We start from the raw sequence: 14303 nt of genomic DNA, 5'->3' as shown, positions 1-14303 counted from the left end.
CCTACTTCTCAGTCAGGTGCTGCGTGGTGAGGTAACCGCGTTCCATGCGGGCGACGATCACCGAGCGCATATAGGCCGCGAGCGCCCAGAGCAGGGCGAAGATGATGAAGATCGTGGCCACGGACCAATGGACCATGAAGCCGAGAACAATGCCGATAATGTGGAGGACAATCTGTGCCCCAACGATCCACGGCTTATTCATGAAGGGGAAGGATGCAAGCAGTAGCACCATAAAGCCGATCACCACGCCGTAGTTAAACGGGGTCCACAGAGTGCCGTCATACAGCTTGTACAGCATTGGCAGCGCCAGAACCAGGGTGATCAGTTCCATGGTGAGGGAGCTGGCCACCACCATGCCGCCGAATTGCTTGAGGGGATCCTTGGCCGGTGCTTGGCCTAGTCCGAGCGGGCCGATCTCCTCCTCAGGGATGGGTTTGCGGGGGCTCATGCGGGCTCCTTTCCAAAGAGTGCGCGGGCGTCACCAGCAGTGACCACCGAGCCGGTAATCACGATGCCGGATCCGGACTGCACGTCGGCGTCCTCCGCCAATTCAACGGCCTGAGTATAAGCACTGGGCAAGTCGGGCTCTACGTACACGCGCTCTTCGCCGAAGATGTCACGGGCCAGCTCCGCTAGCTCATAGGCATCGCGGGCGCGCGGCGAGGTGTTCTGCGTAATGACGACTTCCGTGAGGACCGACTCCAGAGCGGTGAGGATGCCGGCGGCGTCCTTGTCCGTGAAGATGGATACCACGCCGATGAGGCGCGCGAAATCGAAGTCTCGGTCGAGCGCTGCGGCCAGGGCCTTAGCACCGTGTGGGTTGTGGCAGGCATCCAGGAAGGTCGTGGGGCTGGTGCGCACGCGCTCCAAGCGTCCGGGGGAAATGGCCTTGGCAAAGCCGGTGCGCACGGAGGCGATGTCGAGCTGATTGCCTGACGACGCCCCGAAGAAAGCCTCCACCGCCGCCAAGGCAACGGCCGCGTTCTTGGCTTGGTGCTCGCCGTGCAGCGGCAGGAAGATGTCCTCATAGAGGCCGCCGAGACCTTGGATGGTGAGCTGCTGGCCGCCGACGGCAATGCGCGATTCCAGCGCGGCGAACTCGGAGCCCGCGCGCGCTACGCCGGCGCCGACGTCGACGGTGCGCTGCAGCAGCACGCGCATGGCTTCTGGGTCTTGCTCGGCAATGATGGCGATGTTCTCCCCCGGCGTGAGCACGTCGTCGACGTCGTGCTCACGGGCCTTGATAATTCCGGCCTTCTCGCTGGCGATTTCCGTGATGGTGTCACCGAGGTAGTCGGTATGGTCCATGCCGACGGGCATAACCACGGCAACTTCGGCGTTGACCACGTTGGTGGCATCCCACGTGCCGCCGAGGCCGACCTCGACCACGGCGACGTCGATAGGCGTATCAGCGAAGGCCGCATATGAGATGCCCACGAGCACCTCAAAGGTGGACATGGGGATCTCCGAGCGCGAATCCACCATTTCTACGTAGGGCTTGATTTCGCGCCAAATACGCACGAAATCGCGCGGGTGGATGGGGTGGCCGTCGATGCCGATGCGCTCAGTGACCAGCTGCAGGTGCGGGCTGGTGACTAGGCCAACGCGGCGGTGGAAGGCGCGCAGGAGAGAGTCGATCATGCGGGCTGTCGAGGACTTGCCGTTGGTGCCGGCAACCTGGATGACGTGGAAGGAGCGCTCCGGATTGCCCAGCAGATCCATGAGCATCTCGATGCGCTCGAGGCTGGGCTCAATGATGGTCTCCGGGGCACGCGCATTGAGCTCCGCGGTGACTTGGGCCAGCTCAGCGAGTTCTTCCGGCGTGGCCTGCTCGGGCGCGGCCTCCTCGTAGTCCTCCTCGCCGCCGAGGTTGAGTGTTAGGCCAGAGTCGGTAATTTCCACCGGGCCGCCATCGGTGCCCTCCGCGAGGGCATCAACGATTTCGAATTCCTCGCGGTCTTTCTCCCCCGCCACTACTTGAGTCCCTTCAGACGTGCGGTGATGCGCTCGACTTCTTCCTGGGCCACCTGCTGGCGAACGCGGATCTTCTCCACGACTGCCTCCGGCGCCTTGGACAGGAAGGCCTCGTTGCCCAGCTTCTTGCCGGTCTGGTCCAGTTCCTTCTGGGCCTTGGCCAGATCCTTCTCCAGGCGCTTGCGCTCGGCTTCGACGTCGACGGCACCGGAGGTATCCAGAGCGACCTCGACGGTGGCCTGGGACAGGCGCACCTCGATGGAAGCGGACGCGGTGAAGTCCTCGCCAGGTTCCGTGGTATTGGCCAAGTTGCGGATGAGCCCCTCCTGCTCCTGCAGGTCGGCCGCGGCGAAGTCGAGGCGGCCCGGGACCTTCTGGGAAGGCTTGACACCCTGATCGGAGCGGAAGCGACGCAGCTCGGTGATGAGCTTGTCGGCGTCCTGAATGCGGCGCGCGGCCACCTCATCCTTCTCCGCGCCACCGTTGGTGTGCTCCTGGGTAGGCCACTGCGCGGTGACAATGGTCTCCCCGCCAGTCAGAGCCTTCCACAGGACCTCGGTGACGAAAGGCATGGTCGGGTGCAGCAAACGCAGAACCAGGTCAAGAACGCGGCCCAGAACGATCTGGGTGGTGTGTCCGGTGGCCTGCTCCTCGGCGCTCGCCGCATCGAAGTCGCGCGGGATCTGTGTCTTGGCAATCTCCAGGTACCAGTCACACAGCTCATCCCACACGAAGTGGTAGAGCAGCTCATTGGCCTTGGCGAACTGGTAGTCATCCAGGTAGGCGTCCACCTTGGCGCGGACTTCTTCGGAGCGGTCGAGGATCCAACGGTCGGCGTCGGTCAGCGCGTCACGTGCCGGCAGCTTAGCCACACCCGCGCCGTTCATGAGCGCGAACTTGGTGGCGTTGAAGAGCTTGGTGGCGAAGTTACGTCCGGCGGCGGCAGCGTCGACAGCCAGCGGCAAGTCCACGCCCGGGTTCGCGCCGCGAGCCAGGGTGAAACGCAGTGCGTCCGCACCATAGTCGCGCACCCAATCCATCGGGTCGATGCCATTGCCCAGGGACTTCGACATCTTGCGACCCTGCTCATCGCGCACCAGGCCGTGCAGGTAGATGTCGGTGAACGGAACCTGCGGGCGGCCATCCTTGCCTTCGCCGAGCAGCTCCGGGGTGTGGGCGCCGGCGAAGGTGCCGAACATCATCATGCGTGCGACCCAGAAGAAGAGGATGTCATAGGCGGTGACCAGCACGTTCGTGGGGAAGAACTTCTCCAGATCTGCGGTCTTATCCGGCCAGCCCATCGTGGAGAAAGGCCACAGCGCGGAGGAGAACCAGGTGTCCAGCACGTCCGGGTCCTGGACATAGCCTTCTGGGGCTTCCTCATCGGGGCCGAGGCAGATGATGTCTCGCTGGCCGTCCTCGCCCTCCGGGCCATACCAGATCGGGATGCGGTGTCCCCACCACAGCTGGCGGGAGATGCACCAATCGTGCATGTCATCGACCCACTCGAAGTAGCGCGGCTCCAGGGACTTCGGGTGGATGGTGGTATCGCCCTCGCGGACGGCGTCGCCAGACATCTTCGCCATCTTCTCCACGGCCACGAACCACTGCAGGCTCAGGCGCGGCTCGATGGGCTCGCCGGAGCGCTCCGAGTGGCCCACGGAGTGGACGTAGGGGCGGATCTCTTTGACAATGCGGCCCTGTTCGCGCAGCGCCTCACGGATCTCCACGCGGGCTTCCTCGCGGGTCAGGCCGTCAAACTTCGTGCCGGTGTTCGCGATGTGTCCGGTGGTGTCCATTATGGTGGGCATGTCCAGGTCGTGGCGCAGGCCCATGGCGTAGTCATTCGGATCATGCGCCGGGGTGATCTTCACTGCACCGGTGCCGAATTCCATGTCCACGTAATCATCGGCGATGATCTTCAGGCTCAAATCATCGCGGAAGGGGTGCGGCAGCTCCTTACCCACCAGGTGGGCGTAGCGCTCGTCCTCGGGGTGGACGGCGATGGCGACGTCGCCCAGCATGGTTTCCACACGGGTGGTGGCCACGATGAGGTGCGGTTCATCGTCGTTCAGCGAGCCATAGCGAATGGACACGAGCTCGCCCTCGACGTCCTTGTACACGACCTCGATGTCGGAGACGGCGGTCTCCAGCACTGGGGACCAGTTGACCAGGCGGTTGGCCTGGTAGATCAGGCCCTCGTCGTAGAGGGTCTTGAAGATGGTCTGCACGGCGCGGGAGAGGCCATCGTCCAGCGTGAAGCGCTCGCGGGACCAGTCCACGGAGTCGCCGATGGCGCGCATCTGGTTCTGGATGGTGCCGCCGAACTCTTCCTTCCACTCCCAGACCTTGTTGATGAATTCTTCGCGCTCATAGTCCCAGCGCTTCTTGCCTTCCTGCTCGCGCAGGCGGGCCTCCACCTTGGTCTGTGTGGCGATACCGGCGTGGTCAGCACCCGGCAGCCACAAGGTGGCATAGCCCTGCATGCGCTTGCGGCGAATGATGGAGTCGATCAGAGTGTGGTCCAGGGCGTGGCCCATGTGTAGCTGGCCGGTGACGTTCGGCGGCGGCAGCACGATGGAATAAGGCTCCGCCTCCGAGGACGCGTCCGGGGTGAAGTAACCGGCGTTCACCCAGCCTTCGTAGAGGTCCTTTTCTACTGCCTGCGGCTCCCAGGACTGGGGAAGCTGGTCCGCGCGGTTGGTGCCAACGAGTTGCTCTTTATTCTGATCAGTCACCTGGCCAACTCTACCCTGTGCGTCAACTGGCACCAGCGCCGTGTCTAGAGTAAGGGCATGTCTCACAACCCTGGCCCCCGCGCCCGTCTCCGCACCCGCCATTTCGCCCGCGCCAAAGAAAACTCTCAGGCCTTCGCGTGCCTGACAAGCTATGACTGCATGACCGCCGGAATCTTCGATAAAGCCGGGGTCGATCTCCTGCTCGTCGGCGATTCCCTGGCCAATGTGGTGTTGGGCCGCGAAACCACGCTCTCGCTCACGCTCGATGAGATCATTCCGCTGGCCCGCGCCGTGGTCTCAGCCACCTCTCGCGCCTTCGTGGTGGTGGATCTGCCCTTTGGTTCCTATGAGGCCGGCCCCACCCAGGCCCTGGAGTCTGCTGTGCGCATCATGAAGGAAACCGGCGCGCAGGCCGTGAAGCTCGAGGGCGGTGCGGAGCGCGCACCGATTGTCGCCGCGCTTGTCGACGCCGGCATCCCCGTCTGCGCCCACATCGGCTTCACGCCCCAGCAGGTCCACGCCTTGGGCGGCTTCGTGGTCCAGGGCCGCGGTGCCGGTGCGGAGAAGCTTCACGACGACGCCCGCGCCCTCGCCGAGGCCGGAGCCTTCGCCGTGGTGCTGGAAATGGTCCCCGCCGCGTTAGCTGGGGAGGTCACCAAGGAGCTGCCCATTCCCACCATCGGCATCGGCGCGGGTGCGCAGACCAATGGCCAGATTCTGGTGTGGACCGATGCCTTCGGCCTGGGCGGGCCCAAGGCGCCGCGCTTCGTGCGCCGCTACGCGGACCTGCGCGGTGCGCTACTGGAGGGCGCGAAGGAATACGTAGCGGATGTGGGCGAGCGCTCCTTCCCCAACGCCGAGGAGTCCTTCGAGGACTAAGGTTTTGGCCATGCAGATCCTCACAACTAAATCTGAACTCCGCGCCTTCCGCGCCGCAGCCTCCGGCACCGTGGGCTTGGTGCCCACGATGGGCGCGCTTCACGACGGCCACGCGTCCCTCCTCCGCCGCGCCCGCGAAGAGAACGACACCGTGGTGTGCTCGGTCTTCGTCAACCCCCTCCAATTCACCGACCTGGGCGACTGCGAAGACTACCGCGCCTACCCGCGCGATCTGGATGCGGATGCCGCGCTGCTGGACTCGCTGGGTGTTGATGCTGTCTTCGCCCCCAGCGTGGAGGAGATGTACCCGGATGGCACCCCGCGGGTGTGGGTGCGCACCGGCGAGATGGGCTCGGTTTTGGAAGGTGCCTCGCGGCCCGGCCACTTTGACGGCGTGGCCACCGTGGTGAGCAAGCTGTTCAACCTCGTGCGCCCCGACCATGCCTACTTTGGGCAGAAGGATGCCCAGCAGGTGGCCGTTATCCGGCGCTTGGTGGCGGACCTCGACCTGCCGCTGGAGATCATCAGCGCGCCCATCGTGCGCGCAGCGGACGGCGTGGCCGAGTCCAGCCGCAATGCTCGCCTGAGCCCTGCCGAGCGCGAGCAAGCCGTGGCGCTGTCCCAGGCGCTCTTTGCGCTGCGGGACGGTGCTTCCCTCGACGAGGCTGAAGCCCAGCTCGCCTCCTCCCCCGGCGTCACGGTGGACTACCTCACCGTGGTGGACCCGGCCACGCTGGAGCCCATTGATGCGCAACACCGGCCCGCCCTGGCGCTGGTGGCGGCGCAGGTGGGGCCGGTGCGGCTCATCGATAACTTAGTGCTTGAGGCTTAGCCCTCGAGCAGGTGGGCTACGGCCTCGCGCTCCTCACGCAGCTCCTGCACGGAGGCCTCGATGCGCTCCTTCTGGAAATCGTTGAGCTCGAGACCCTGAACGATTTCCCACTTGCCGTCGCGGGCGACGGTGGGGAAACCTGCGACGAGGCCCTCGTCCACGCCATAGGAGCCATCCGAGACGACGGCTGCGGTGCGCCAATCCTCAGTGCCGTGGATCCAGTCGTGCATGTGGTCCACTGCGGCAGACGCTGCGGAAGCGGCTGAGGACTTACCGCGCACAGCAATGATCTCGGCGCCGCGCTTAGCCACCTTCGGAATCATTTCTTCCTTGTACCAGGTCTCATCAACCTCGGCGTTGGAGAAGGTCAGGTCTGGGAACTGGGATGCAGAGTGGTTGCCCCAGACGGCAACCTTGGTCAGCTCCGCGGTGGGCATGCCCGTCTTGAGGGAGACCTGGCTCTGGGTGCGGTTGTGGTCCAGGCGCATGAGCGCGGTGAACTGGCTCGGGTCCAGGTCCGGTGCACTGTTGGCAGCGATATAAGCGTTAGTGTTGGCCGGGTTACCCACGACGAGGACGCGGACATCGCGCGCGGCGACGTCGTTCAGCGCCTTGCCCTGCACGGTAAAGATGGCACCGTTGGCCTCCAGCAAGTCTGCGCGCTCCATGCCCTTGGTGCGCGGGCGGGAGCCCACGAGGAAAGCGGCTTTGGTGTCCTTGAAGGCCACATTCGGATCATCGGTCACGGTGATGCCGCGTACCAGCGGGAATGCGGAATCATGAAGCTCCATCGCCACGCCCTCAGCTGCGCCAATGGCGTCCGGGATTTCCAGCAAAGCCAGCTCCACCGGGGTGTCCTTGCCATAGACATCGCCCGCAGCGATGCGCCACAGCAGGGAGTAAGCGATATTTCCGGCGGCGCCGGTCACGGTAATCTTGACGGGTTGGGAAGCAGTCATGTGTGAATCCTTTCGGCTCGGTACTCACCTTCCCAGCCTAGTCCCGTTTTTCGCCCCCATGGGGTGTAATTTTACCCCCGAAAGATGCGAGTTCTTTGTACTTGAGCTCCATGACCGTCTTTTTTCGGCATAGTGGACAACTGTACGCATATTCATCGACTAGACGGGACTTTCCATGAGCACTGAGACTGCATCGGTCGACTCCGGCTCTGTTGAGCGCGTGATCGATGTTGCGATTGCAGAGTTTGCTGAGCACGGCTATGCCGAGACCAAGCTCGAATCCGTGTCGAAGCTCTCTGGGATGTCCAAGCGCATGATCCACTACTACTTCGGGGACAAGAAGGGCCTCTACCAGCAAGCCTTGGCGGCGGCGGCGCGGCGCCTCAACCCGCCGGAGGGCAGCCTGGAGATCAACTCCGCCGTTCCGGTCGAGGGCGTGCGCACCTTGGTGGATTGGTTGTTCCGCCAGCATGTGGATAACCCTGAGGCCATTCGGATGCTGACGATGGAATCCTCCCACAGTGTGCTGGAGTCCTCGCAGGCGCTTGTCGACGTTTCCGAGATCTCCCTCCACCTCGACAAGCTCCTCATGCTGGGCCAAGATTCCGGCGCGTTCCGCCCAGGCATTTCCGCCAACGACATCTTCACGTTGATTTCTGCGCTCACGATGTACCGGGTGACGAATCACGCGATGATGAGCAACCTGCTCGACATCGACATGCATACCCACAACAACACCGAAGGCCTACACCGCATGGCCGTCGATGCCGTGCTGGCCTTCCTCACAGCGAATATCCCCGACATCGGTTTTGAGTCCTACCTCGCTCAGAACGAAACTGAGCTTGACGCCGAGTCAGCACCCTTGGATGTCTACTCCACCGAGGATGAGGGCGACGTGCCCACGGGTCTCTACGGCTAGATCCCTCTCCCAGCACCGCGCGGGCAAAGAGACCAAAGCAGAGGAACCATGTGCGCGCCGGCCTGAGCAAAAGCCCAGGTCACGATCTCACGCCACAGCTACATGGTCCCATTCATCTGGTTCCTTTGCCCCCAACAGGCAGATGGCATCTGACAGACGGCGTTTTCGGGCTGAAAACGCCATGTAGACAGCACAAAAGGCATCTTCAGCCTTGAAGATGCCTTTTAAGAGATGCCGTTTAGGCGGATTCCTTCGCCTCGTCCGAGTACACGAACTCCGGCTCGCCGCCGTCAGTCACGCAGTCCTTCGTGATGTGGACGCTGGCGATGTCCTCGCGGTCTGGGAGGTCATACATGATGGGCACGAGCAGCTCCTCCATGATGGCGCGCAGGCCGCGGGCACCGGTCTTGCGCTCGAGCGCGAGCTCAGCGATCGCTTCCAGCGCTGCGTCTTCGAAGTGCAGCTCCGCACCATCCATGCTGAACAGGCGCTGGTATTGCTTGACCAGAGAGTTCTTCGGCTCCACGAGCACCTTAACTAGCGATTCGCGGTCCAGGTTATCCACCGTGGCAACCACCGGCAGGCGGCCGATGAACTCAGGGATGAGGCCGAATTTCACCAGGTCCTCCGGGCGCACCTGTGAGAAGAAGTCGACTGATTCCTTCTCATCCTTAGTTTCCAGCTTGGCACCGAAGCCCACGCCCTTCTTACCCACGCGCTCCGAAATCACCTTGTCCAAACCCGCGAACGCGCCGGCCACGATGAAGAGGATGTTGGTCGTATCCAGCTGGATGAATTCCTGGTTCGGGTGCTTGCGCCCACCCTGCGGTGGGATAGCTGCCACGGTTCCTTCAAGGATCTTCAGCAGCGCCTGCTGCACGCCCTCACCGGACACATCGCGGGTAATCGAGGGGTTCTCCGACTTGCGGGAGATCTTGTCCACCTCATCGACATAGATGATGCCGTGCTGTGCGCGCTCCACATCAAAGTCCGCTGCCTGCAGCAGCTTGAGCAGGATGTTCTCCACATCCTCGCCCACGTAACCAGCCTCGGTCAGGCTCGTGGCATCCGCAATGGCGAAGGGGACGTCCAACAAACGCGCCAAGGTCTGCGCCAGGTAGGTCTTACCGGAGCCCGTCGGGCCCAGCATCAGGATGTTGGACTTAGAAATCTCAACTTCTTCATCCTGCGCCTTCTTCCGGCGGCCCTCCAGGCCCGCGGCCTCCTCAGCCTTGATGCGCTTGTAGTGGTTGTACACAGCCACCGACAACACGCGCTTGGCCTGGTCCTGGCCAATGACGTACTTATCCAGAAAAGCCGAAATCTCCGAAGGACGCGGAAGGCGCATCTCCTTCTCTTCGTCCGCCTCGGCCTGAGCCGCGCCGAGCTCCTCCTCGATGATTTCGTTGCAAAGCTCGATGCACTCGTCACAGATGTAGACGCCGCCGCCGGCGATAAGCTTCTTCACCTGCTTCTGGCTCTTTCCACAGAAGGAACACTTGAGCAGGTCAGCGCTTTCTTGCATACGTGCCATGAAGGCCTTTCAACTCTTTTCTCTGGGGTTATGGTGGGGGCGATTTTACCGCAGTTTGTTCCACTCTAGTAAACCACTCAGACTCGAGCGCTATTCCTCACTCAGCGGCGCGCCCTTGAATTTAAAACGGCAGTTAGTGGACATAGACAGAGCGGTTCACTAACTTACATCGAAACCGCTCTATCAGCAGAAAGATTTTCATGGACATCCGCGAACTCATCGACCGCTCCCCCATGGGCGCACGCCAATGGCTCATCATCGCCATTGCCCTCTTCCTCAATGCCCTCGACGGCTACGACATGGTGGCCATGGCCTTCGGCGCAGGCACCGTCAGCGAAGAGTTCGCGCTGTCCGATTCTTCCCTTGGCTGGCTCCTGTCCTCCGCTCTCATCGGTATCGGCCTTGGCTCGCTCTTTCTCGCCCCGTTGGCTGACCGCCTTGGGCGCACCACCCTCATTACGGTCTCGCTCGTCATTGACCTCGTCGGCCTCGTGCTCACCGCCCTCGCGCCTACATTTAGCCTGCTGTTGCTGTGCCGCCTCATCACCGGCATCGGAGTCGGCGGCGTGCTTGTCTGCGTCACCGTCCTCGTCAGCGAGTATTCCAACCTGCGCTTCCGCGGCCTGGCCGTCGCCATCTACGCCTCCGGCTATGGCCTCGGTGCCTCCTTCTGCGGCGTTGTCGCCTCTTCCTTCGATAGCTGGCAGCCCATCTTCTGGGTCGGGGCAGCACTCACCGTTGTCGCCCTTATCCTCACTGTTGCCTTCGTCCCCGAGTCCGCCGACTTCCTCGCCGCGCGCGGCCGCATGGATTCTGTCCGTACCATCGCTGCCAAACTCGGCCTCACGGGAGAGGTCAGCGTCCGCCCCCGCACCGCCCACAAGGCCTCCTACAAGGACCTCGTCTCGCCGCAATTCCTGCGCACCTCCATCAAGCTGTGGCTGGCCTTTAGCTTCATCATGTTTGCTTACAACTTCACCTCGCAGTGGACCCCGAAGTTGCTCACCGCCGAGGGACTTACCGCGCAACAGGGCATCATCGGGGGCATCATGCTCTCCTTCGGCGGTGCCATCGGCGCCATTCTCTTCGGCCTATTTACCACGCGCATCGACGCCCGTCCCTTGCTCATCGTCTTCTGTCTTATCTCCTCCGTCGTCCTTATCGGCTTCATTAACTCCACCACCGTGCCTTCCCTCATGTTTGCCCTCGGCGTTGGCGTAGGCCTTACCCTCAACGCCTGCATCTCCGGCCTCTACACCGTCACCCCGGAGGCTTACCCTTCGGCGCTGCGCACCACCGGCACGGGCGCTGCCATCGGCATCGCTCGCGTGGGCGCTACCCTCGCCCCCATCCTGGCGGGCTACCTCCTCGAAAGCGGCTGGACCCCCACCGGCCTGTACACCCTTGCTGGTGTCACCGCAGTACTTGCAGCAGTCTCCCTCATCGGTGTGCGCGCCTACACGGCAACCACCAAGCAGACAGCACCCCAGCCTGTGGCGGCCTAGGCTGGAGGGCGCACACAGACCCAACCGCTGAGGAGCACCACATGTTTGATCTTCAGGACCACGTCGCCATCGTCACCGGCGCCGCCGCCGGAATCGGCCGCGGTATCGTCAGCGCTCTGCGCGAAGCCGGCGCGACCGTCGTCATCGCTGACCTCAACCTCGAGGCCGCCCAGAAGGCCGCCGAAGAACTCGGGGCGGACGCCCTGCTTGTCGACGTCACCTCGCGCGACTCCGTCCGCAACCTTTACAGGGACGTCGTCAAGCGCTATGGCCGCATCGACATCGTCTGTTCCAACGCCGGTGTCTTCCCCAACTGCCCGCTCGAGGACATGACCGACGAGCAATGGGACGCCATGTTCGCCATCAACACGCACGGCACGTTCACCGTGGTGCAGGAAGCACTGCCCTATATGAAGAAAGCGGGCTACGGGCGCATCGTCATCACGACGTCTATCACCGGCTCGCACACCGGTTACCCAGGCTGGGCGCACTACGGCGCTTCGAAGGCCGCACAACAAGGCTTCATGCGCTCCGCGGCACTGGAAGTTGCCCGTGATGGCATCACCATCAACGGTGTTCTGCCAGGCAACATCCTCACCGAGGGTTTGGAGGGCCAAGGCCAGGAGTACCTCGACCAAATGGCACGCTCCGTCCCCATGCACCGCTTAGGTTCCCCGCGCGATATCGGCAACGCCGCGGCCTTCCTCGCCTCCCGCGAGGCAGGCTACATAACGGGACAGACCCTCATCATTGACGGCGGCCAGATCCTGCCTGAGTCCCCGGAGGCTATCCTGCCTCCCTACGAGAGCTAAGAGCCTTATAACGACGTCAAGCCCCGCTACCGGAAACATCCGAAAGCGGGGCTGAATTCGTCTATTCAGCTATGCGTTGAGCTTGCGGTAATCAAAGACGGTATCGATAAGACCGTATTCGACGGCTTCCTGCGCGGTGAGGATCTTGTCGCGGTCGGTATCGATGCGCACCTGCTCCGCAGTGCGGCCGGTGTGCTCAGCCAGGGTCTCCTCCATGAGGCGGCGCATGCGCTCGATCTCGTTGGCCTCGATCTCAAGGTCCGACACCTGGCCCTGCGTGCCCTGCGTACGCGGCTGGTGAATCAGCACACGAGAGTTCGGCAGAGCGGCGCGCTTGCCCGGAGCACCGGCGGCCAACAGAACGGCCGCTGCGGATGCCGCCTGGCCCAGGCACACGGTCTGCACGTCAGGACGCACGTAGCGCATGGTGTCGTAGATGGCCATCAACGCGGTAAACGAGCCACCCGGGGAGTTGATGTACATCGTGATATCGCGATCCGGGTCCTGGGACTCCAAGACCAGCAGCTGCGCCATGATGTCGTTAGCAGAGGTGTCATCGACTTGGGTGCCCAGGAAGATGATGCGCTCTTCAAAAAGCTTGGAATACGGGTTGGTGGTCTTCGATCCCTGTGCGTTCTGCTCAATGAACTCCGGCAGAACGTAGCGGGAAGAAGGCATCTGAAGGTTAGACATAGTGATAAAACTCCTTGTTCCCTAGTTGGTGATAGGACCGTTGACGGACTCGATGACGTGGTCGACGATGCCGTATTCCTTGGCCTGCTGGGCGGTAAACCAGCGGTCGCGGTCCGAATCCTTAGTAATTTGCTCGAAGGTCTGGCCCGTGTGCTCAGCGATGAGCTCCGCCATCTCACGCTTGGTCTGCGCGAACTGCTCCGCCTGGATGGCAATGTCTGCAGCAGTACCGCCAACACCGGCAGAAGGCTGGTGCATCATAATGCGGGCGTGCGGCAGCGCGTAGCGCTTGCCCTTGGTGCCGCCTGACAGCAGGAACTGGCCCATCGAGGCAGCCAGGCCCATGCCATAGGTAGCCACGTCGCACGGCGAGTACTTCATCGTGTCGTAGATGGCCATGCCCGCGGTGACGGAGCCACCCGGGGAGTTGATGTAAAGCGAAATATCGCGCGTTGGGTCCTCTGCGGACAGCAGGAGGATCTGGGCGCACAGTTTGTTGGCAATCTCATCATCCACCTGGGTTCCCAGGAAAATAATGCGCTCGCGCAAAAGGCGCTCATAGACGCTATCACCCAGGTTCATACCCGTTGAGGATGAGTCCATGGAAATATTCTCAGACATTAGTGGTTCTCCTTGAAGTGAAGAATGCTTTAACTGGCCCCACCTTACCGGCATTCCTCTCAAACTTGGCCTCTGTTCGCTATAAGCGTTGGGGCACAGCGCCAAAGGCACATACGGAAGCTGGGTTAACATTTACTCATGTCTGTTTCCGAGCTGTCCACCAGTACCCAGAACTATTTGAAAGCTATCTGGGGGCTAAAAGAATGGTCATCCGAGCCCGTTACCGCCACACTTATAGCGAAACAGCTGGGACTCAAGCTCTCCTCGGTCTCCGATGCAGTGCGCAAAATGTCGAAGCAAGGGCTCGTGTCACACACGCCCTATGGCTCTGTGGAGTTAACCGAACTTGGCAGGCAGTACGCATTGGTCATGGTGCGCCGCCACCGATTGCTTGAGTCTTTTTTGGTTCAAGCATTGGACTACACGTGGGACGAAGTCCATAATGAAGCCGAAAATCTCGAACACGCGGTGTCCGACATGCTCATAGAACGTGTAGATAGGTTCCTTAATTACCCCACTAGGGATCCGCACGGCGATCCTATCCCTACGGTTGATGGACAGATCACAATCCCCAGTGCGCACCGTCTCACCGACAGCGGTGCACAACCGCAAGTGACCGTGGAACGCATTTCTGATTCCGACCCACAACTGCTGAAGTTCCTTGAAGAGCGCGGCATTGTCACAGGGGCTGTTCTTAGCACGCGCGAGGGAGCGCCCTTTTCAGATTCTCTCGAAATACAGGTGGCCGGCAGCACTCAGTGGGTAGTGCTTGGACGCCCAGCTACCGACGCAGTGTTTGTAGCACACCACAGCCGTTAGACCTTCCCCTTTGCATTA

The 14303-nt window shown here is 62.2% G+C and carries 13 protein-coding genes; 6 read left to right on the top strand and 7 right to left on the bottom strand.

What is annotated here, in order from left to right:
- Position 1: 1 nt before the first annotated feature.
- From HMPREF3009_RS06620 to HMPREF3009_RS06610, 3 genes are read right to left on the bottom strand one after another with little or no spacing between them, the layout of a single operon-like run.
- Positions 2-448, bottom strand: coding sequence for a DUF4233 domain-containing protein (locus HMPREF3009_RS06620; RefSeq protein ID WP_049157140.1), 447 nt, complete (start codon positions 446-448; stop codon positions 2-4).
- Positions 445-1974, bottom strand: a complete 1530-nt coding sequence (locus HMPREF3009_RS06615; RefSeq protein ID WP_070517912.1) for a bifunctional tetrahydrofolate synthase/dihydrofolate synthase — start codon at positions 1972-1974, stop codon at positions 445-447. The genes HMPREF3009_RS06620 and HMPREF3009_RS06615 overlap by 4 nt, the downstream gene beginning before the upstream one ends.
- On the bottom strand, positions 1974-4712 hold the full coding sequence (locus HMPREF3009_RS06610) for a valine--tRNA ligase (RefSeq protein ID WP_070517913.1): 2739 nt from the start codon (positions 4710-4712) through the stop codon (positions 1974-1976). The genes HMPREF3009_RS06615 and HMPREF3009_RS06610 overlap by 1 nt, the downstream gene beginning before the upstream one ends.
- A gap of 57 nt (positions 4713-4769) precedes the next feature.
- Between HMPREF3009_RS06610 and panB the strand changes: the two genes are divergently transcribed.
- A complete protein-coding gene (panB, locus tag HMPREF3009_RS06605; RefSeq protein WP_070680878.1) occupies positions 4770-5591 on the top strand; it encodes a 3-methyl-2-oxobutanoate hydroxymethyltransferase in 822 nt (273 codons plus the stop codon).
- A gap of 10 nt (positions 5592-5601) precedes the next feature.
- Positions 5602-6423 (top strand): pantoate--beta-alanine ligase, encoded by an 822-nt coding sequence (panC, locus tag HMPREF3009_RS06600; protein ID WP_070680875.1) that lies wholly within the window; start codon positions 5602-5604, stop codon positions 6421-6423.
- On the opposite strand, the gene HMPREF3009_RS06595 is transcribed toward panC, so the two are convergent.
- Complete coding sequence (locus HMPREF3009_RS06595) at positions 6420-7382, bottom strand: malate dehydrogenase (protein WP_070680872.1); 963 nt, start codon at positions 7380-7382, stop codon at positions 6420-6422. The genes panC and HMPREF3009_RS06595 overlap by 4 nt on opposite strands.
- A 175-nt stretch (positions 7383-7557) precedes the next feature.
- Here HMPREF3009_RS06595 and HMPREF3009_RS06590 point away from each other — a divergent pair, with 175 nt between their 5' ends.
- Positions 7558-8301 carry a TetR/AcrR family transcriptional regulator gene (locus HMPREF3009_RS06590; protein WP_070680870.1) on the top strand — a complete coding sequence of 248 codons (744 nt, stop codon included), beginning with the start codon at positions 7558-7560 and terminating at the stop codon, positions 8299-8301.
- 238 nt (positions 8302-8539) lie between these two features.
- On the opposite strand, the gene clpX is transcribed toward HMPREF3009_RS06590, so the two are convergent.
- Complete coding sequence (clpX, locus tag HMPREF3009_RS06585; protein WP_046648969.1) at positions 8540-9835, bottom strand: ATP-dependent Clp protease ATP-binding subunit ClpX; 1296 nt, start codon at positions 9833-9835, stop codon at positions 8540-8542.
- A gap of 200 nt (positions 9836-10035) precedes the next feature.
- On the opposite strand from clpX, the gene HMPREF3009_RS06580 reads away from it, so the two are divergent.
- On the top strand, positions 10036-11340 hold the full coding sequence (locus HMPREF3009_RS06580; protein ID WP_070680867.1) for an MFS transporter: 1305 nt from the start codon (positions 10036-10038) through the stop codon (positions 11338-11340).
- 41 nt (positions 11341-11381) lie between these two features.
- Positions 11382-12152: a 3-oxoacyl-ACP reductase FabG gene (gene fabG / locus HMPREF3009_RS06575; protein WP_070680864.1), complete on the top strand. Its 771-nt coding sequence runs from the start codon at positions 11382-11384 to the stop codon at positions 12150-12152.
- A 69-nt stretch (positions 12153-12221) separates the two neighbouring features.
- Here the strand turns inward: fabG and HMPREF3009_RS06570 are convergent, their stop codons facing one another.
- Positions 12222-12845 (bottom strand): ATP-dependent Clp protease proteolytic subunit, encoded by a 624-nt coding sequence (locus HMPREF3009_RS06570; RefSeq protein WP_070447792.1) that lies wholly within the window; start codon positions 12843-12845, stop codon positions 12222-12224.
- Positions 12846-12866: 21 nt separating this feature from the next.
- A complete protein-coding gene (locus tag HMPREF3009_RS06565) occupies positions 12867-13466 on the bottom strand; it encodes an ATP-dependent Clp protease proteolytic subunit (protein ID WP_070517922.1) in 600 nt (199 codons plus the stop codon).
- 138 nt (positions 13467-13604) lie between these two features.
- Here HMPREF3009_RS06565 and HMPREF3009_RS06560 point away from each other — a divergent pair, with 138 nt between their 5' ends.
- A complete protein-coding gene (locus HMPREF3009_RS06560) occupies positions 13605-14285 on the top strand; it encodes a metal-dependent transcriptional regulator (protein WP_070680861.1) in 681 nt (226 codons plus the stop codon).
- Positions 14286-14303: the final 18 nt, after the last annotated feature.

The organism is Corynebacterium sp. HMSC034H07 (assembly GCF_001815175.1).
GTDB classification, from domain to species: domain Bacteria; phylum Actinomycetota; class Actinomycetes; order Mycobacteriales; family Mycobacteriaceae; genus Corynebacterium; species Corynebacterium hiratae.
This window is presented reverse-complemented; position numbering and strand designations above follow the sequence as displayed.

Coding starts and splice junctions, on each gene's coding strand:
- HMPREF3009_RS06620 (WP_049157140.1), bottom strand. CDS start 448: ATGAGCCCCCGCAAACCCATCCCTGAGGAGGAGATCGGCCCGCTCGGA.
- panB (WP_070680878.1), top strand. CDS start 4,770: ATGTCTCACAACCCTGGCCCCCGCGCCCGTCTCCGCACCCGCCATTTC.
- panC (WP_070680875.1), top strand. CDS start 5,602: ATGCAGATCCTCACAACTAAATCTGAACTCCGCGCCTTCCGCGCCGCA.
- HMPREF3009_RS06595 (WP_070680872.1), bottom strand. CDS start 7,382: ATGACTGCTTCCCAACCCGTCAAGATTACCGTGACCGGCGCCGCCGGA.
- HMPREF3009_RS06590 (WP_070680870.1), top strand. CDS start 7,558: ATGAGCACTGAGACTGCATCGGTCGACTCCGGCTCTGTTGAGCGCGTG.
- clpX (WP_046648969.1), bottom strand. CDS start 9,835: ATGGCACGTATGCAAGAAAGCGCTGACCTGCTCAAGTGTTCCTTCTGT.
- HMPREF3009_RS06580 (WP_070680867.1), top strand. CDS start 10,036: ATGGACATCCGCGAACTCATCGACCGCTCCCCCATGGGCGCACGCCAA.
- fabG (WP_070680864.1), top strand. CDS start 11,382: ATGTTTGATCTTCAGGACCACGTCGCCATCGTCACCGGCGCCGCCGCC.
- HMPREF3009_RS06570 (WP_070447792.1), bottom strand. CDS start 12,845: ATGTCTAACCTTCAGATGCCTTCTTCCCGCTACGTTCTGCCGGAGTTC.
- HMPREF3009_RS06565 (WP_070517922.1), bottom strand. CDS start 13,466: ATGTCTGAGAATATTTCCATGGACTCATCCTCAACGGGTATGAACCTG.
- HMPREF3009_RS06560 (WP_070680861.1), top strand. CDS start 13,605: ATGTCTGTTTCCGAGCTGTCCACCAGTACCCAGAACTATTTGAAAGCT.